The following is a 17,956-nucleotide window of genomic DNA, read 5'->3' as shown; positions in this document are numbered from 1 at the left end:
TCTGACCTCAGGGGATGTGAGCGCCGCCTAACCGCCTCTTCTGGCATGATAGGCGGCGCCGGCGGCCGCCCCGAGTGCAATCCCGACGGCTATTCCAATGGCGACATTGTCCATCGCCGCGCCTATTGCCGCGCCCACGCCGATGCCGAGCGCCATACCAAGAGCCATGGCGGAATACTGATCGTTCATGTGCCGGGAACTAGGGGCAGGTCGAGAAGATGCAAGGGCGACTAGAACATCGATTAAAAGTCAGCCTGGATCGGGAATGGCGTAACACCCGTCATACCGTGTAGGGGATTGCAGTTCGTGCCGGTTGCACTCTATTCAGGGACATACGTTCCCTCATCCAATGCCCTCAAAATCCCACGCGCATCCATGGGTCCAGAATAACCCTTCAAGCTGCCGACCTCCTCCAGCACCTTTCGAGCTTCTTCGGGAAGCACTGCAAGCGTATGGATTGCAGCCTTCGCCCGCACCTTTGTATTAGGATGTTGGTACAGCGACGATAGATATCTGCGGTGGTCCCCGGGCCGCCGCTTTAACTCATCCGAAATAATCATCATCTGATCGAAGAGGCGATTATAGCGGCGGGTATCAAGGTCGAGATTTGCATTATACTGTGCTATGCTGATTTCCGCGAAGCGCGGCAACGAGTTCCTCGGTGGAAAGTGCTCCTGGTTTCATCTTTGTCGCCCGAGACGCCGTCATTCCGGCATGTACCGCCCTTCTTTGATAGCATCCAGCATGCCCTTCGTTTTAAGGCCTTCCTGTTTGCACTTCGTCATGGCTTCAGCAGGCGTCTTCTCGACGATATGGTGAACGTCATAGGCGGGCCGTGGCTGGTGTGCACTGCGCCGGAGTACGTCAAGGGGCTCAGCCTTGTCGAAATATGATCCTATAGTATGACCGGCTCGTCGGCAGGCGGAAACCACCTACTCTCTCCGCTAGAGATCGTATCAGGTTGGTTTGAAAATCCCTTCGTCGAGCGTCCACAGTGACATTCCGGCATCGCCGGCCTGCGGACCTTGGCCTGACGCTGCGATTGCTTCCAACTGTTTGCGTGCTTCGTTTGGTTCGATAGCCAGCGTCGCCTTAGCAGCATTGAGACGCACCTGCATATTGGGATGGCTATATAACCGGAGCAAGAGCGTTCGCTGGTCGCCTTCTCGGCTCTTCAATTCTGCCAAGATAGCGGCCTTTTCGTCATAAAGCTTGTTGAAACTGCCAATTTCGTTTCGAAGCAACGCGTTATCCTGCTCGATCCCGATCTCTGCAAAGCGCATGACCAAATGTTCGCTCGTAAAACGTGCAAGGTTCTGACGGATCTTCACGGTTTGAGTACCCCGAACCTTTGAAGGCCATGGGACCTATCCGCCCTCTCTCTTCCCAACTTTTTCCCCTAAGATACTCTCTTGGAGACAACCCTCCGAATTCGTCATCTTTCTTGCTGTACCAAGAAATCTATCCCCTCCGGAAGGGAGATCTCACCCCAAAAACAGCTTCTCCAGAAATGCCGCCGCGTCCTCGAAGCGGCTTTCCCCGCCCTTTTCCGGTCCCAGCACGGCACGCACCTGCACGTCGAAATCGGCATAATGCTGGGTGGTGGCCCAGATGGCGAAGATGAAGTGGTGGGGGTCGGCCTCCCTTAGCTTCCCCTGCCGAATCCATTGGCGGATGATCTCTGCCTTCTCGTCCACCAGGTCCTTCAGCTCGCCTTCGAGCAGCGGCATGATGCGCGGCGCGCCCTGCAGGATCTCGTTGGCGAACAGCCGGCTTTCGCGCGGGAAGTCGCGCGCCATCTCGACCTTGCGCCGGATATAGGAGCGGATTTCGGTGGCTGGATCGCCGTCCGCATTCATCTCCCGCAAGGGCGCCAGCCATGCTTCCATCAGCCGGTCGATGAGGGTGACGAAGATCGCCTCCTTGCTTTTGAAGTAATAGAGCAGGTTCGGTTTCGACATACCCGCAGCTTCGGCGATCTGGTCGATCGTGGAGCCGCGGAAGCCGTGCTGCGAGAAAACCTCAAGAGCCGCCTCCCGGATGAGTTCACGCCTTTCACGCTGGATTCGCGTCCGCTTCGGCTTGGCGGGCTCATCCACGATGGCGCCTGTCCTGGACATTTCCCCGATTTTTCCTCCTTCTGGCACAGTCGCATCTGACAGACTGGAACGCGCGGGGGCAAGTGCAAATCCTTACAATGCCGCTTGACCGCCCTATTGGCGGTGTTAACGATTGTCCAAACGGTCAAAAATTGCGTATCGTTTTCCGGGGAGTACCAAGCTTGACCAGGACAAAAAGAGGTAGAAGGAGGCTTGGTAATGCTTGAGCGACCCAAAAGACCGAATGATCTCAGCGCATTCTGGATGCCGTTCACGGCCAACCGGCAGTTCAAGCAGGCGCCGCGTATGCTCGTCTCGGCCAAGGATATGCATTATACGACCGATGACGGCCGCAAGCTTCTCGACGGCACGGCGGGGCTGTGGTGCGTCAATGCCGGCCACTGCCGGCCGAAAATCACGGAAGCCATCAGGCATCAGGCGGGCGAGCTGGACTATGCTCCTGCCTTCCAGATGGGTCATCCCATCGTCTTCGAATTCGCAAGCCGTCTGGTGGATATCGCGCCGGAAGGCATGGATCATGTCTTCTTCACCAATTCCGGGTCGGAGTCCGTCGAGACTGCGCTGAAGATCGCCCTTGCCTATCACCGGGCGAAGGGTGACGGCTCGCGCACGCGTCTCATCGGCCGCGAGCGCGGCTATCACGGGGTTAATTTCGGCGGCATTTCCGTTGGCGGCATCGTCAACAACCGCAAGATGTTCGGCACGCTTTTGGCCGGCGTAGACCACCTGCCGCACACATACCTGCCGGGGAAGAACGCCTTCTCACGCGGCGTGCCTGAGCATGGGGTGGAGCTTGCCGACGAGTTGGAGCGGATCGTGGCGCTTCACGATGCCTCCACCATCGCCGCCGTCATCGTCGAGCCGGTGGCCGGGTCTGCCGGCGTGATCCTGCCGCCCAAGGGCTATCTGAAGCGGCTCCGAGAGATCTGCGACAAGCACGGCATCCTGCTCATCTTCGATGAAGTCATCACAGGCTTTGGCCGCCTGGGCACGCCCTTTGCGGCCGATTATTTCGGCGTGGTGCCCGATATCATGACGACGGCCAAGGGTATCACCAACGGCGTGATCCCGATGGGCGCGGTGTTCGTGAAGAAGGAGATCCACGACGCCTTCATGAACGGCCCGGAGCACATGATCGAGTTCTTCCACGGCTATACCTATTCGGGCAACCCGATCGCCTGCGCCGCCGGCCTCGCTACCCTCGAAACCTACAGGGAGGAAGGCCTGCTCACGCGCGGCGAGGAATTGGGCCAGCACTGGGAGGATGCGCTGCATTCGCTCAAGGGCGAGCCGCATGTGATCGACATCCGCAATATCGGCCTTGTCGGCGCGATCGAAATGGAGCCGATACAAGGCCAGCCCACCAAGCGCGCCTTCTCCGCCTTCCTGAAGGGCTTCGAGAAGGGGCTGTTGATACGCACGACCGGCGACATTATCGCGCTGTCACCCCCGCTTATCATCACCAAGGGGCAGATTGACGAGATCGTGGACCATGTAAGGGAAATTTTGCGATCTATAGATTAAGCGCCGGCCCTTCGGGGCTGGCCTGCATGTGAGCCGGAACGAAAGCCCAGAAAAGACGAGGGGAACCAAATGGCAGCACCCGGCGAAAATCTGAGGATCAATGCGGACCGCCTCTGGGATTCCATTCACGAGATGGCCGCGATCGGCCCCGGCATCGCCGGCGGCAACAACCGGCAGACGCTGACCGACGAAGACGGCCAGGCACGGCACCTCTTCAAGAAGTGGTGCGAGGAAGCCGGCATGTCCGTCTCCGTGGACGCCATGGGCACTATGTTCGCGCAGCGCGAGGGCACCGACCCCGATGCCCTGCCCGTCTATGTGGGCTCCCATCTCGATACGCAGCCGACGGGCGGCCGCTATGACGGCGTGCTGGGCGTCCTCGGCGGGTTGGAGGTGATCCGCAGCCTCAATGACCTCGGCATCAAGACGAAGCACCCGATCGTCGTCACCAACTGGACCAACGAGGAAGGCACCCGCTTCGCCCCGGCCATGCTCGCCTCCGGCGTCTTTGCCGGCATGCATGATCTCGAATGGGCCTATGACCGGAGGGATGCGCAGGGAAAGCGCTTCGGCGACGAGCTGGAGCGCATCGGCTGGAAGGGCGAAGAGCCGGTCGGCGGCCGCAAGATGAAGGCCTTCTTCGAGCTCCACATCGAGCAAGGCCCGATTCTGGAGGACGAGGGGATTGATATAGGCGTCGTCACCCACGGCCAGGGGCTCAAATGGCTCCAGGTGACGCTCTCCGGCCGCGAGAGCCATACCGGCTCGACGCCCATGCCCAAGCGGCGCAACGCCGGGCTCGGCATGGCCCGCGTGATCGAGCTCGTCCATGAAGTGGCGATGGACTACCAGCCCCACGCCGTGGGCGCCGTCGGCCACATGGAGGTCTATCCCAATTCCCGCAACATCATCCCGGGCCAAACGGTTTTCACCATAGACATTCGCTCGCCCGACAAAAAAGTGCTCGACATGATGGATGCGCGCATCCGACAGGGCATTGCGACCATTTGCGATGCGATGGATATTACCTCCGAAATCGAGCAGGTCGGGCATTTCGATCCCGTCACCTTCGACAAGGGATGCGTCGAGGCAATCCGCAAGGCCGCCGAACGGCTCGGATACACGCACCGCGATATCGTCTCCGGCGCCGGGCATGATGCCTGCTGGATCAACCGCGTGGCCCCCACGGCCATGGTCATGTGCCCCTGCGTCGACGGCCTCTCCCACAACGAAGCCGAGATGATCACCAAGGAATGGGCGCAGGCTGGCGCCGATGTGCTTTTCCATGCTGTGGTGGAGACGGCGGAAATCGTTGAATGATCGCAACTGACGGGAATGCATTCCCGCCGCGGACGAGGAGAACCTGCTTCCGACAAGAAAACGCACCGACGTCAACACAGAAGAAGAAATCGGGGAACGTGCGTGCATTCAGCACAGAACATCGTCGAGGCCCGTAATGTAAGCCTCACCTTCGAAACGAATGACGGGCCGGTCCAGGCCCTGTCCAATGTCGATCTTGCGGTCCGGCGCGGCGAGTTCGTTTCCTTCATCGGCCCATCCGGCTGCGGCAAGACAACCCTTTTGCGCCTGGTCGCGGACCTTGAGCAGCCCACGGCAGGTGAATTACGCGTCGGCGGCCTTTCGCCCGAGGAAGCGCGCAAGGCGCGCACCTACGGTTATGTTTTTCAGGCACCGGGCCTGTTTCCCTGGCGCACGATCGAGAAGAATATCGCACTGCCGCTGGAAATCATGGGCTATTCGGCGGAGGAGCAGAAGCGGCGGATCGCCAGCACGCTGGAACTCGTCAATCTCTCCGGCTTCGCGCGCAAATTCCCCTGGCAGCTGTCGGGCGGCATGCAGCAGCGCGCCTCCATCGCCCGCGCGCTTTCCTTCGACGCCGACCTCCTTCTGATGGATGAGCCCTTCGGCGCGCTGGACGAAATCGTGCGCGACCACCTGAACGAGCAGCTCTTGGAGCTGTGGGCGCGCACCAGCAAGACCATCTGCTTCGTCACACACTCCATTCCCGAGGCGGTCTATCTCTCGACACGCATCGTGGTGATGTCACCGCGGCCCGGCCGAGTGACCGATATTATCGAGTCGCCGCTGCCGATGGAGCGGCGGCCGCTGGATATTCGCGAGTCGCCGGAATTCCTTGAGATCGCCCACCGCGTGCGGGAAGGCTTGAGAGCGGGGCACAGCGATGAGTGAGCGATCGAGGCCCGCCACATGACCGCCTCCGCCCCCATCGCCGCCCCGGGCTCCGCGTCGGCCACAACCGGCGCCGTGTTCCGCCGCCTCAGTGAAGGCAACACCCTGCCGGTCCTGATCGTCGTCACCGCCATCGTCGCGATCTGGTACGGCTTTACCATCTATCTGAACGCGCCCTGGCAGATCGACACCTATCAGCGCACCGGCGCCGAATGGACCGCGGCGGATCTGGTGCGCGACACCATGGCCCAGGAGCGGCCGGTCCTCCCGGCTCCGCATCAGGTTGTGGCGGAGATCTGGAAGACGGTTGTCGATGTGCGGCCCACATCCAACCGCAGCCTCCTCAAACACGCCTGGATCACGCTTTCGTCCACATTGCTCGGCTTTGCGATCGGCACGGCGCTCGGCATCCTTATTGCCGTTGGCATCGTGCACAACCGCGCCATGGACAAGTCCGTCATGCCGTGGGTGATTGCGAGCCAGACGATCCCGATCCTGGCGATCGCGCCGATGATTATCGTGGTTCTCAATGCCGTGGGCATATCGGGCCTGCTGCCTAAGGCGCTGATCTCCACCTATCTCTCTTTTTTCCCAGTGGTGGTCGGGATGGTGAAAGGGTTCAAGAGCCCGGAAGCCATCCAGATCGACCTGATGCGCACCTATAATGCAAGCGGTCCGCAGACATTCTGGAAGCTGCGCTGGCCCTCCGCGCTGCCCTATCTCTTCACCTCCATGAAAGTGGCGGTCGCCATCAGCCTTGTCGGTGCTATCGTCGGCGAATTGCCCACCGGCGCAGTCGCGGGGCTGGGCGCACGGCTTCTCGCCGGCTCCTATTACGGCCAGACGGTGCAGATCTGGGCCGCGCTCTTTATGGCCGCTGCCCTGGCAGCGGTGCTCGTCGCCTTGGTGGGCCTCGTGCAGCGCCTCGTCATGCACCGCATGGGAGCGAAGCCATGAACCTGACGGTCGCAGGCGCTCTCGCTTTCTGGGCCGCTGCCTGGCTGCTGAACGAGCGGCTTGTCCGGCTTGACGCCCGGACGGAGCATGCGCGCCGCGCGGTCGCCCTCCTCGTCCCCGCCGTCTTCGGCATCACCCTGCTCGTCGTATGGGAGGGGCTGGTGCGTGGCCTTGGCGTGCCCACGGTGCTGCTCCCTCCACCCTCGATGATCTGGGAGCGCCTCGTCAATTCGCTGCCGACGCTCTGGGCGGATTTCCAGCAGACATTCCTCAAAGCGGTGCTGATCGGCTATGCGCTCGGCTGCGGCTCGGGCTTCCTTGCCGCGATTGCGGTCGACCGCTCACCCTTTCTGAAACGCGGACTTCTGCCCCTCGGCAATTTCGTCTCGGCGCTTCCGATCATCGGCATCGCGCCGATAATGGTCATGTGGTTCGGGTTCGACTGGCCCTCCAAGGCGGCCGTTGTCGTGGTGATGACCTTCTTCCCCATGCTCGTGAACACCGTCGAAGGATTGGCTGCCTCCAGCGCGATCGACCGCGACCTGATGCGCACCTATGCCGCCTCATACTGGCAAACGCTGCTGAAGCTGCGCCTGCCGGCGGCGGCGCCTTTCATCTTCAACGCGCTAAAGATCAACTCCACTCTGGCGCTGATCGGCGCTATCGTGGCCGAATTCTTCGGCACGCCCATCGTCGGCATGGGCTTTCGGATCTCCACCGAGGTCGGTCGTATGAACATTGATATGGTGTGGGCCGAAATCGCGATCGCCGCGCTGGCGGGATCGCTCTTCTATGGCTTGGTCGCGCTCATCGAGCGGGCCGTCACCTTCTGGCACCCCTCCATCCGCGGTGGATGAACACAGGCAGCTCAAACTTCAGAGGGAATGATAATGAAACGATCGAATACATTATTGCTCGCAGGCGCCTTCTCGCTCACTGCGTTTTCGGCGCTTGCGGCTGATGATGTCGCCCTGCAGCTCAAATGGGTGACGCAGGCCCAGTTCGCCGGTTATTACGTGGCCCAGGACCAGGGCTTCTACGAAGAAGAAGACCTCAATGTGGAGATCAAGCCCGGCGGCCCGGATATCGCTCCCGTGCAGGTGCTCGCCGGCGGCGGCGCTGACGTGATGGTGGATTGGATGCCCTCGGCGCTTGCCGCGCGCGAAAAGGGCGTTCCAGTGGTCAACATCGCCCAGCCCTTCGCCCGCTCCGGCCTCAACATGGTCTGCCGCAAGGAAACCGGCATCGAAAAGCCCGAAGACTTCAAGGGCAAGACACTCGGCACCTGGTTCTTCGGCAATGAATATCCGCTTTTCAGCTGGCTTTCGAAGCTGGGCATACCGCGTGACGGCTCGCCCGAGGGCGTGACGATCCAGAAGATCGGGTTCAACGTCGACCCGCTCCTGCAGAAGCAGGCCGACTGCATCACGGCCATGACCTATAACGAGTACTGGCAGATCATCGACGCTGGGCTGACTCCCGAGGATCTCGTGGTCTTCAATTACACCGACGAGGATGTCGCGACGCTTGAGGACGGCCTCTATGTGCTTGAGGATAAGCTTCAGGATCCTGCCTTCGCCGACAAAATGGTGCGTTTCGTTCGCGCTTCGATGAAGGGCTGGCAATGGGCCAAGGAAAACCCGGACGAAGCGGCGATGATCGTGCTCGACAACGATGCGACGGGCGCCCAGACGGAAGAGCACCAGAAGCGTATGATGGGCGAGATCGCCAAGCTCCTGGGTGACAGCCCGAAGCTCGACGAGGATGCCTATCGGCAAACGGTGGATTCGCTTCTCCAGGGCGGCTCCGACCCCGTGATCACGAAGGAGCCCGAAGGAGCCTTCACGCACGAGATCACGGACAAGCTGTAAGCACCCGATAAGATTCGAGAAAGGGCGGGCAACCGCCCCTTTTCTTCAACCATCTGCTCGTCAGTGTTCATGTTCACCGTTCGGGCATGGATCCTCGGGTCAAACCCCGAGGATGAGGAGGTGAAAAGGCTTATGCAGGTCTCCGGCGTCCGCGTTTAGCAGACGTCCTATGCCATCGTCATCCTCGGGCTTGACCCGAGGATCCATGCCTGAACGTCCCCGCCGCAATGGCGCATCAAGCGACGAGCTTCTTCCGCTCGGCCTCGCGGAAGGCGCCTGGAGTCATGCCTGTCTCGCGCTTGAAGAAGCGGTTGAAATAGGCCGGATCCTGAAAGCCTAACGAATAGGCCACCGCCTGAACCGGCGTCGGCGTGAAGACGAGTTCCCGCCGCGCGGCTCTCAAGAGATGACGGGCGGCAAGCTCCAGCACGCTCGCTCCAGCCTCACGCCGCGTGATACGGTTGAGATGCGCGGGCGAAAGCCCCAGCTTCTCGGCATAAAAGCTCACAGGCCGGTGCTCCCGGCAATGCGCGGCAAGCAAGGCGGAAAGGGCGTGCATGCGCTGGCGGTCACGTGCCTTCGCCGCGAAGGGCTCCTCAGTGGGCTCCGCCTGCGCTCCTGTCCGCGCGAGCCGCAGGATAAGCTCAGTCACCATCGCATCGAGCAGAATGTCGCTGCCCGGCCCGGCGTGATGCAGCTCTTCATGGATACGCGCGGCAAGGGGTGCGACATGCGATCCATCCAGTCCGAACCCTTCGAGCGGCGTGATCTGGGTTTTTGAAAGAAAGGCGGAAATGGCCGAGTCCGCGGCCCGAACGGGCGACAGGCGGTCGGCCAGCACCGTGATCACGAGACCATCCGCGTCTCGCGTATAATAGCGGAAACCATGCGTTGCGCCCGGCGCGATGTAGATCGCAGCCGGCGCCTTGAAGAAACGCAGTTCCTTTCCGTCCAGGAGTTCCCCTTCACCGGCCTCCAGCACGAAGATCTGGAAGAGAGCCTGGTGCCGATGCAGTGAAATCTCCCAATTGTGCACGCTGCTGCGAAAAGACAATGTCTCGCTGTGCAGCCAGAATCCTTCCGATTCGCCTGATTTTTCGCGATAAAGACGGTAATTGGGGACGTTCTTCCCAGCCATTTCATCCTCATTTCATGATCGGAAAGTGCAATAAATGGCGAAGAAAGTCCATTGCTGCAGGTGTTGCCTGGTTCCAATGTCCGCCGCACAACATGCAAGCTGAAGCCGGGAGCGGTGGCTTGCCGGCGTCTCCATCCCCTGGGAGGAAGAAGATGAGCACGGAAGAAAAATCGAAGCGTCATGCCGAAGGCATGGCCACGCGCCGGTCGGTTCTGGGTGATGCCTGGGTGGACCGCGCCGAAGCCAACAAGACCGAATTCGACGCGCCATTCCAGGAGTTGATCACCGAAGCCGCCTGGGGTCATGTCTGGTCACGGCCGACCTGGACCAAGCGCGAGCGCTCGATGGTGACGATCGCCCTGCTGGCTGCCCTTGGTCACTACGACGAGCTGGCCATGCATGTGCGCGCAACGGCGAACACTGGCGCTACGGTCGACGACCTGCGCGAGGCCATGATGCATGTCGCCATATATGCGGGGGTGCCCTCGGCTAACCACGCGATCAAGATCATCAAGCAAACGCTTGCCGAAATGCAATCGGGAGAAAAGGAATGAAGAACGAAAGACCCGAAACGGGCGGCTTCTTCCAGCGCGACCGTACCTGGCAGCCGCCAGCCTTCTCGCCAGGGTATAAGAGCACGGTGGTGCGCTCGCCGCAGCGCGCGCCGGTTTCCTTCGGCAACACGCTTACCGAGATCACCGGGCCGGTTTTCGGCCGCAGCCTTCTGGGACCGCTCGACAATGATCTGACGGTCAACTACGCCAAGCCCGGCGAGAGCGCCATCGGGCCGCGCATCGTCGTTTATGGCCGTGTGCTGGACGAGAACGCCAGGCCCGTGCCGAATGTCCTGGTCGAGTTCTGGCAGGCCAATGCGGGCGGGCGCTACCGCCACAAGAAGGACGGCTATCTCGCCCCGCTTGATCCGAATTTCGGCGGCTGCGGACGCACCATTACGGACGAGGACGGCAATTATTGGTTCCGCACCATTCAGCCCGGAGCCTATCCGTGGCCGAACGGCATCAACGATTGGCGGCCGGCACACATCCACTTTGCGATCTTCGGCCACGGCTTCGTGCAGCGGCTGATCACGCAGATGTATTTCGAAGGCGATCCAATGATCTGGCAATGTCCGATCGTGCGTACAATACCGGACAGGAAGGCGATTGAAGGTCTCGTTGCCGCGCTCGACATGGCATCGACGGTACCGATGGATGCGCGGGCCTACAAATTTGACATCGTGCTGCGCGGGCGCCGCTCGACGCTGTTCGAGAACAAGCTGGAGGGCAACTGATCATGGTGCAGTCACTGCCAAGGCTGAAGGAGACCGCCTCGCAGACGGCCGGTCCTTACGTCCATATCGGGCTTACGCCGAACTATTGCGATATAAGCGGCGTCTTCCCCGAAGACCTCGGCGCGCGCATGGTGGACGAGAAGACCAAGGGAGAGCGCGTCACCTACAAGATGCGGGTCATTGACGGCACCGGCTCCATCGTCAGGGACGCGCTGATCGAGATCTGGCAGGCGGACGCCGCCGGTCTTTATAATTCTCCATCGGAGCCGCGCGGCAAAGCCGATCCCCATTTCACCGGCTGGGGCCGGCAGGCATCCGACAAGGAAACTGGCGTCTTTACCTTCGAGTCGATCAAGCCTGGCCGAGTTCCGTTCACGAATGGCCGGTTGCAGGCGCCGCATGTCTCGATCTGGATCGTTGCGCGCGGTATCAATCTTGGGCTGCAGACGCGCATGTATTTCGGCGACGAACCGGAGGCCAATGCGGCCGATCCGGTGCTCACGGCCCTGGAACACCAGAACCGCGTTCCGACTCTGATTGCGCCGCGCACTGGGGACACCTACAATTTCGATATTCATCTGCAGGGCGAGAAGGAAACCGTGTTCTTTGATGTGTGAGGCGGAATGAGCGTCAGCGTCTTCGACCACCCCATTCTTTCCGGACTTGTGGGCGACGAGGCCTTCGCCGCGCTCTTCTCAGTAGCCGCGGAACTCGCGGCCATCCTTCGCTTCGAGACAGCACTTGCGGAAGCGGAAGCCGAGGAAGACGTCATTTCGCAGGAGGCGGCAGAAGCCATTGCGGCCGCCGTGCAGCAATTCAAGCCGGATGTGGGCGCCCTCAGCAGAGGTATTGCGCGCGACGGGGTCGTCATCCCCGCTCTGCTCGACCAATTGCGCCAGAAGCTCTCTGCCGAGCACCGCACCCGACTTCATTTCGGAGCGACCAGCCAGGATGCCATCGATACAGGGCTGGCGATGCGTCTTATCGAGGCAACCGCCCTGCTCGCCACCCGGCTGAATGAGGTGATCGAAAGCCTCGATGCGCTGGAAAGGCGCGACGGCGGCGTAGAGGTCATGGCGCACACGCGCATGCAAGCCGCCATACCGGTCACCGCCGCCCGGAAAATCGCCTCCTGGCGCGAGCCTTTGATGCGCCACCGCGCCAGGCTCGAAATCGTTCGTAAATCCGTGACGATCCTCACCTTCGGCGGCGCCGCGGGAACGCTCGAAAAGCTCGGCGAAAAGGGCCCCGCGGTGGCAGCGCGTCTCGCGCGAAAGCTCGGCCTCAACCTCGTCGCCCACGCCCGCCATTCCGAGCGGGACGGGATAGCCGATTTCGCCTCCTTGCTGTCGCTGGTGACGGGCAGCCTCGGCAAGATGGGACAGGACGTGACGCTGATGGCGCAGAACGAGGTGGGCGAGGTGAAGCTTGCGGAAGGCGGCGGATCCTCCGCCATGCCTCACAAGCAAAACCCCGTGAAAGCCGAAATTCTTGTTTCGCTTGCACGCTTCAATGCCACGCTCCTCTCCGGCATGCACCACGCCCTGGTGCATGAAAACGAGCGCTCGGGGTCGGCATGGACGCTTGAATGGATGCTCCTGCCGCAAATGGTGGTCGCAACAGGTGCCTCGCTCAGAATCGCCGGAGAGCTCGCCGGCGGCATTTCCTTCGCCGCCAGCAAGGCTTAGCGGGGCCGCGTCTATTCCGCGGCGAGACGTTGTTCCCTGATCGGATGGATGCTCTGGAAGGGCACGCAGAGGCGGTTCCAAACATTGATCATGCCGATGGCAACCGAGAGCTTCACCAGTTCGTCCTCGGTAAAATGCCTGCTCACGTCCTCGAATGCCTCGTCCTCCACCAAGCCGTCAGCAAGCCGCGTCAGCTTCTCGGTCCAGGCTAGCGCCGCGCGCTCACGCTCTGAAAAGAGTGGCGATTCGCGCCAGGCGGACACCAGATAAAGCCGCTGCTCACTTTCGCCATCTTCCCGCGCCTCATGGCTATGCATGTCAACACAGTAGGAGCAGCCGTTTATTTGCGAGGCCCGCAGCTTGATCAAATGAAGCAGCATCTTATCCAAGCCGCACTCGTCGACGGCCTTGTTCAGCGCGCGAACATTTTTGATGATTTCCGGAGAAGCCTGATGAAAATTAAGACGCGGTTGCATGCATTCTTTCCTTCTATTTGGGCTTTTTATCCTGCGGCCGCTGGTGACGGGCCACAAAGCCGCAGTTGAATGCGATCGCGCGCGGATCGGCCTCGGCCTTATAGCCGTCGACGATCTCGGAAAGCTTCGTTTCCGCCAAGACAGCCCGCCAGGCGCGTTCCGCCCGAAGCATGGCAGCATTGATGCCGCACGGCTTCGCATAGGCGGATGGCTCCAGAGCGCCCGGTCCGCGCTGCCTTATCTCAGCGCAGCGAAAAGCCGGTTTGGGCCCTTCGACAGCAAGGACGATATCGAGCAGGCTAATTCGCTCCGGCGCTTTCGCGAGGCGATAGCCGCCATACGGGCCAGGGACGGATTCGAGGATCTTTGCCGCGGCCAGGGCTTGCAAATGCTTGAGCAGGTAGCTCGGTGAAAGCCCGTACAGTTCGGCAAGCGCGCTGCCGGGAAGCGTACCCTCCCCTTCCAGCTGCGCAAGCACCACCGCGCAGTGAATCGCCGCCTCAACGCCGTCGCTCAGCTTCATGGCTCGCCACCCATCATGGATATCACTTATCCTGGATATTTTAGATCCGCAATAGGCGCAAACCGCATCCCCGGGGCGAAAAGCTATTTTGGACAGAAGTTATTCCGCCGCCACCTTCGCCATTGGATTGTTCGGGTGTGTGGTCCAGTTGGCGTAATCGCCGGGAACGACCTGCCCGGTCCGCCGGTCCATCTCGCCGGCTGCCAGCGGCACCATGGTGATGCAGTTCTCCACGGGGCAGACATTGACGCAGAGATTGCAGCCGACGCACTCCTCCTCCTTCACCTCGAAGTAGCGCACGCCGTTCACCACCGACGTAATCGCCTGATGCGATGTGTCCTCGCAGGCGATATGGCAGCGCCCGCACTTTATGCAGAGATCCTGATCGATGCGCGCCTTGGTGATGTAGTTGAGGTTGAGGTACTGCCAGTCCGTCACGTTCGGCACAGCGCGGCCGATAATGTCGTCGAGCGTGGCGTGCCCCTTCTCGTCCATCCAGTTCTTCAGCCCCTCGACCATCTCCTCGACGATCTTGAAGCCATAGGTCATGGCGGCGGTACACACCTGCACGGTTCCGGCGCCCAGCGCCAGGAACTCCGCGGCGTCGCGCCATGTGGTGATCCCGCCGATGCCAGAGATGGGCAGCCCGCGCGTTTCCGGATCGCGCGCGATCTCGGCCACCATGTTGAGCGCGATGGGCTTCACCGCCGGCCCGCAATAGCCGCCATGTGTGCCCTTGCTGTCGATGGTGGGCTCCGGCGCAAAACTGTCGAGATCGACCGCCGTGATCGAGTTGATGGTGTTGATGAGCGAGACCGCGTCCGTGCCACCGGCATGGGCGGCGCGCGCGGGCTTGCGAATGTCCGTTATGTTGGGCGTGAGCTTGGTAATGACGGGCATGCGCGTGTGCTGCTTGCACCAGCGCACCACCATCTCGACATATTCCGGCACCTGGCCGACCGCGGAGCCCATACCGCGCTCGCTCATGCCATGCGGGCAGCCGAAATTGAGCTCGATGCCGTCGGCCTCCGTCTCCTCGACCAGCGGCAAAATGGCCTTCCAGGCCTCCTCCTCGCAGGGCACCATGAGCGAGACGATAAGCGCCCGGTCCGGCCAGTTCCGCTTCACCTGTTTGATCTCGGTAAGGTTCAAATAGAGATCGCGGTCGGTGATGAGCTCGATATTGTTAAAGCCGAGCAGGCGCCGGTCCGCGCCCCAGATGGCGCCGTAGCGCGGGCCGTTCACATTGACGACCGGCGGCCCCTCCTCGCCCAGCGTCTTCCACACCACGCCGCCCCAGCCGGCCTTGAAGGCACGCTCGACATTATAGGCCTTGTCCGTGGGCGGGGCAGAAGCGAGCCAGAACGGGTTCGGCGATTTGATGCCGAGGAAGTTGGAGCGGATGTCAGCCATGAGTTTTCTCCCTGGCCTTTAAGAAGAGGACACGACGATGCGGTTGCCCTCGCTGTCGCGAAACTCGGCGAAAACGACCCCCGGCTCCCAGGAAGCGTCCTTCGGGGCGGTGATGATTTTCACCTTTTTGGCCGTGAGGCGCTTGAAGAGAGCTTTCACGTCATCTTCAACGAGCACCAGAACCGGCTTGTCGGACGGTTCGTCATCCCCCCGTCGCGTCAGCAACAATTGAGTTCTCTCACCGGGCAGCTTCAATTCCACCCAGCGCCAGCCGTCCTTGGCATAGGGCGTATCGCGCGCGACCGTGCAGCCGAGATTTTCGCTGTAGAAAGAAACGGCGCGATCCTGATTGAAAACGGGCAGTTCAGCGAATTTGACAAACATGGCACCCTCGGATTCATGCGATCAGACTTCGATGAATGCTTTCCGCTGCATCCCGGCCTTGGGCGACCGCTGAAACAGTCAGATCGTCACCGCCCAGAATGCAGTCTCCACCGGCCCAGACTTTCGGCATGGAGGTTCGGCCTTCACCATCCACCCGGATACGGTCCTTCTCGAATACAATCGCATCGCCACCGCCATTCAGCACCGCCGGATCGAAGCTTTGCCCGATGGCCTTGAAGATCTGGTCGGCTTTGAGGATGAGCGTGTCGCCGGTGCCGATCAGCCTGCCGTCGACAATGGCGGTATATTCCATTTCTATGCCGCTGACGCGGTTCGCCTCCGCGATCACCCGGCGTGGCTGCATCCAATGCCGGATGGTGACTCCCTTGGCAGCGGCAAGCTCCTGCTCCCATTCGGAAGCGTTCATATGCTCCTTGCCGCGGCGATAGCAGATAGTCACTTCCTCGGCGCCTAAGAGCCTGGACTGAATGGCGGCATCGATTGCCGTCATGCCGCCGCCGATGACGACGACGCGCCGGCCGATCGGAAGTTTCGAGAGATCGTCTGCCTGCCGAAGCGTTGCGATGTAGTCGACGGCGTTTTCCACGCCATCCGCTTCCTCGCCCTCGCAACGCAGGGCGTTCACGCCCGCAAGCCCCATGGCCAGGAACACCGCATCAGAGCCCGCCGCAAGGCCGGCAAGGGTAAAGTCGCGACCGAGCGCTTTGCCGTGCTCGATCGTGATGCCGCCGATGGAAAGGATGTAGTCCACCTCGGCCTGCGCGAAGCCGCCGGGCGTTTTGTAGGCGGCAATGCCGTATTCGTTGAGCCCGCCGGGCTTGGGCCGCGCTTCGTATACCGTCACCTCGTGGCCATACATGGCAAGACGGTGTGCGCAGGCAAGCCCTGCTGGCCCGGCGCCGACAACCGCCACCTTTTTGCCGCTCGCCGCCGCCCGCGTATAAAATCGCTTGCCGCGCGCCATTGCCGCGTCCGTCGCAAATCGCTGCAGACGCCCGATCTGCACGGGCTTTCCCTCCGCATGCTCGCGCACGCAGGCTTCCTCGCACAAGGTCTCGGTGGGACAGACACGGGCGCACATGCCGCCAAAGATGTTCTGATCGAAAATTGTCCTTGCCGCGCCAAGAGGATTGCCCGTAGAGATCTGCCTGATGAACAGTGGAATGTCGATCGTTGTCGGACAGGCCCGCATGCAGGGCGCGTCGTAGCAGAAGTAACAGCGATCCGCCTCCACCCGAGCTTCATGCGTGTCGAGGGCGGGATGAAGATCGGAGAAATTCTGCGCATAGTCTTCCGGCGAGAAGCGGCCCGAGACGATGCCGTCCTCATAATGGCGCTGAGCCATACCGTTCCCCTTTCTTCTTTTTGAGAACGGTAACACAGATTGTTTTTTTATCAATCAGTCAAATTCCATGTAAACGCCGCGCCCGCAAAAGAATAGCTGGCTGCACTAACACGATTGTTTGTCTGGCTGGCCTGTCCCCACCATCGTATTATGACCTCCGCCTGGCGAGCCCGGGGGTGATTGCGCCGAGGGTGCCTATCAACGAAAAGGAGGCCCATTATGCCTGCCCCAAAATCATTCTTTTGGTACGAGTTGATGACCACGGATGTGAAGGCCGCCGAGGCTTTCTACACAACGGTGGTCGGCTGGCAAGCCTCGCAGTGGCAGGCGCCCGGCAGTCCCCCTTATATCATCATGAATGCAGGCGAGCGGGGCATTGGCGGAATTATGGAAATGCCCGATGAGGTCCGCAGCTCCGGCAGCCCGCCGATGTGGCTCGGCTACATCTATACCAACAATGCCGATGCCGCGACGGATGGGGTGAAAAACGCCGGCGGCACCGTTCACCGCGAGCCGGCCGATATTCCCGAAGTCGGCCGCTTTTCCGTGGTGGCGGATCCCCAGGGCGTGATCTTCATGCTGCTACAGCCCATGGGGCCCGACCAGCCGCCCGTACCTGCCGGTACGCCCGGCCATGTCGGCTGGCACGAGCTCTATACGTCCGACTGGCGGAAGGCTTTCGAGTTCTATTCCAGCCAGTTCGGCTGGACCAAGGCCGATGCGATGGACATGGGGCCCATGGGAACCTATCAGCTCTTTGCTGCCGGAGGCGATCCGATCGGCGGGATGATGAACAAGCACGCGCAGATCCCCTTTCCCTTCTGGCAGTTCTATTTCAATGTTGAGGCGATCGAGGACGCTGCCCGGCGCGTGAAGGCAAGCGGCGGGCAAATTCTGATGGACCCGATGGAAGTGCCTGGCGGAAGCTGGATCCTGCAGTGCATGGACCCGCAGGGGGCCGCTTTTGCCCTGACCGCGCCGAAAAGATGATCTG

Annotated in this window: 21 protein-coding genes; 11 read left to right on the top strand and 10 right to left on the bottom strand. The window is 61.2% G+C overall.

The features are described 5' to 3' along the window. Window positions 1–27: 27 nt before the first annotated feature. The 4 genes from GNP00_RS11885 to GNP00_RS11870 all read right to left on the bottom strand — a co-directional run bounded on the left by GNP00_RS11885 (window position 28) and on the right by GNP00_RS11870 (window position 2,120). Entirely contained in the window at window positions 28–189 is a 162-nt protein-coding gene (locus tag GNP00_RS11885; RefSeq protein WP_011581373.1) for a glycine zipper domain-containing protein, read from the bottom strand. 131 nt (window positions 190–320) lie between these two features. Next, window positions 321–650 (bottom strand): DUF2019 domain-containing protein, encoded by a 330-nt coding sequence (locus tag GNP00_RS11880; protein WP_011581374.1) that lies wholly within the window; start codon window positions 648–650, stop codon window positions 321–323. A gap of 306 nt (window positions 651–956) precedes the next feature. Then, window positions 957–1,331 (bottom strand): DUF2019 domain-containing protein, encoded by a 375-nt coding sequence (locus tag GNP00_RS11875; RefSeq protein ID WP_011581375.1) that lies wholly within the window; start codon window positions 1,329–1,331, stop codon window positions 957–959. A gap of 153 nt (window positions 1,332–1,484) precedes the next feature. After that, window positions 1,485–2,120, bottom strand: coding sequence for a TetR family transcriptional regulator C-terminal domain-containing protein (locus tag GNP00_RS11870; RefSeq protein ID WP_011581376.1), 636 nt, complete (start codon window positions 2,118–2,120; stop codon window positions 1,485–1,487). A gap of 198 nt (window positions 2,121–2,318) precedes the next feature. Here GNP00_RS11870 and aptA point away from each other — a divergent pair, with 198 nt between their 5' ends. From aptA to GNP00_RS11840, 6 genes are all read left to right on the top strand, one after another. Beyond that, window positions 2,319–3,644: an omega-aminotransferase AptA gene (gene aptA, locus GNP00_RS11865; protein WP_011581377.1), complete on the top strand. Its 1,326-nt coding sequence runs from the start codon at window positions 2,319–2,321 to the stop codon at window positions 3,642–3,644. A 69-nt stretch (window positions 3,645–3,713) separates the two neighbouring features. Then, the gene (locus GNP00_RS11860; protein WP_011581378.1) at window positions 3,714–4,964 is read left to right on the top strand and encodes a Zn-dependent hydrolase; all 1,251 of its coding nucleotides are present in this window, start codon (window positions 3,714–3,716) and stop codon (window positions 4,962–4,964) included. A 102-nt stretch (window positions 4,965–5,066) separates the two neighbouring features. Continuing rightward, the gene (locus tag GNP00_RS11855; protein ID WP_011581379.1) at window positions 5,067–5,855 is read left to right on the top strand and encodes an ATP-binding cassette domain-containing protein; all 789 of its coding nucleotides are present in this window, start codon (window positions 5,067–5,069) and stop codon (window positions 5,853–5,855) included. Between the two features lie 18 nt (window positions 5,856–5,873). Further along, entirely contained in the window at window positions 5,874–6,812 is a 939-nt protein-coding gene (locus GNP00_RS11850; protein ID WP_011581380.1) for an ABC transporter permease, read from the top strand. Then, complete coding sequence (locus tag GNP00_RS11845; protein WP_011581381.1) at window positions 6,809–7,669, top strand: ABC transporter permease; 861 nt, start codon at window positions 6,809–6,811, stop codon at window positions 7,667–7,669. Before GNP00_RS11850 ends, GNP00_RS11845 begins: the two co-directional genes overlap by 4 nt. Window positions 7,670–7,702: 33 nt before the next feature. Beyond that, the gene (locus GNP00_RS11840; RefSeq protein WP_425483014.1) at window positions 7,703–8,683 is read left to right on the top strand and encodes an ABC transporter substrate-binding protein; all 981 of its coding nucleotides are present in this window, start codon (window positions 7,703–7,705) and stop codon (window positions 8,681–8,683) included. A gap of 235 nt (window positions 8,684–8,918) precedes the next feature. Here GNP00_RS11840 and GNP00_RS11835 read toward each other — a convergent pair whose 3' ends face one another. After that, the gene (locus GNP00_RS11835; protein ID WP_011581383.1) at window positions 8,919–9,821 is read right to left on the bottom strand and encodes a helix-turn-helix domain-containing protein; all 903 of its coding nucleotides are present in this window, start codon (window positions 9,819–9,821) and stop codon (window positions 8,919–8,921) included. A 152-nt stretch (window positions 9,822–9,973) separates the two neighbouring features. On the opposite strand from GNP00_RS11835, the gene pcaC reads away from it, so the two are divergent. The 4 genes from pcaC to GNP00_RS11815 are packed head-to-tail and all read left to right on the top strand — an operon-like array spanning window position 9,974 to window position 12,800. Continuing rightward, window positions 9,974–10,375, top strand: a complete 402-nt coding sequence (gene pcaC, locus GNP00_RS11830) for a 4-carboxymuconolactone decarboxylase (protein WP_011581384.1) — start codon at window positions 9,974–9,976, stop codon at window positions 10,373–10,375. Next, the gene (gene pcaH / locus GNP00_RS11825; protein WP_011581385.1) at window positions 10,372–11,112 is read left to right on the top strand and encodes a protocatechuate 3,4-dioxygenase subunit beta; all 741 of its coding nucleotides are present in this window, start codon (window positions 10,372–10,374) and stop codon (window positions 11,110–11,112) included. The genes pcaC and pcaH overlap by 4 nt, the downstream gene beginning before the upstream one ends. 2 nt (window positions 11,113–11,114) lie before the next feature. After that, a complete protein-coding gene (gene pcaG / locus GNP00_RS11820) occupies window positions 11,115–11,729 on the top strand; it encodes a protocatechuate 3,4-dioxygenase subunit alpha (RefSeq protein WP_011581386.1) in 615 nt (204 codons plus the stop codon). A 6-nt stretch (window positions 11,730–11,735) separates the two neighbouring features. Continuing rightward, the gene (locus tag GNP00_RS11815; RefSeq protein ID WP_011581387.1) at window positions 11,736–12,800 is read left to right on the top strand and encodes a 3-carboxy-cis,cis-muconate cycloisomerase; all 1,065 of its coding nucleotides are present in this window, start codon (window positions 11,736–11,738) and stop codon (window positions 12,798–12,800) included. Between the two features lie 11 nt (window positions 12,801–12,811). Here GNP00_RS11815 and GNP00_RS11810 read toward each other — a convergent pair whose 3' ends face one another. The 5 genes from GNP00_RS11810 to GNP00_RS11790 all read right to left on the bottom strand — a co-directional run bounded on the left by GNP00_RS11810 (window position 12,812) and on the right by GNP00_RS11790 (window position 16,962). Beyond that, window positions 12,812–13,276: a carboxymuconolactone decarboxylase family protein gene (locus GNP00_RS11810; RefSeq protein WP_011581388.1), complete on the bottom strand. Its 465-nt coding sequence runs from the start codon at window positions 13,274–13,276 to the stop codon at window positions 12,812–12,814. 13 nt (window positions 13,277–13,289) lie between these two features. Then, window positions 13,290–13,799, bottom strand: a complete 510-nt coding sequence (locus tag GNP00_RS11805) for an RrF2 family transcriptional regulator (protein ID WP_011581389.1) — start codon at window positions 13,797–13,799, stop codon at window positions 13,290–13,292. Window positions 13,800–13,898: 99 nt separating this feature from the next. Continuing rightward, window positions 13,899–15,212, bottom strand: a complete 1,314-nt coding sequence (preA, locus tag GNP00_RS11800) for an NAD-dependent dihydropyrimidine dehydrogenase subunit PreA (protein ID WP_011581390.1) — start codon at window positions 15,210–15,212, stop codon at window positions 13,899–13,901. Window positions 15,213–15,230: 18 nt separating this feature from the next. Further along, complete coding sequence (locus GNP00_RS11795; protein WP_011581391.1) at window positions 15,231–15,596, bottom strand: VOC family protein; 366 nt, start codon at window positions 15,594–15,596, stop codon at window positions 15,231–15,233. Window positions 15,597–15,609: 13 nt separating this feature from the next. Continuing rightward, the gene (locus GNP00_RS11790) at window positions 15,610–16,962 is read right to left on the bottom strand and encodes an NAD(P)-dependent oxidoreductase (protein ID WP_166016067.1); all 1,353 of its coding nucleotides are present in this window, start codon (window positions 16,960–16,962) and stop codon (window positions 15,610–15,612) included. 219 nt (window positions 16,963–17,181) lie between these two features. Between GNP00_RS11790 and GNP00_RS11785 the strand changes: the two genes are divergently transcribed. Beyond that, window positions 17,182–17,952 (top strand): VOC family protein, encoded by a 771-nt coding sequence (locus GNP00_RS11785; RefSeq protein WP_166016065.1) that lies wholly within the window; start codon window positions 17,182–17,184, stop codon window positions 17,950–17,952. The last annotated feature ends 4 nt before the right edge of the window (window positions 17,953–17,956 follow it).

Origin of the sequence: Chelativorans multitrophicus (assembly GCF_011317445.1) — a bacterium.
Taxonomy (GTDB): domain Bacteria; phylum Pseudomonadota; class Alphaproteobacteria; order Rhizobiales; family Rhizobiaceae; genus Chelativorans; species Chelativorans multitrophicus.
Note: the sequence above shows the minus strand (reverse complement) of the source record. Positions and strands in the feature narration are given on the sequence as shown.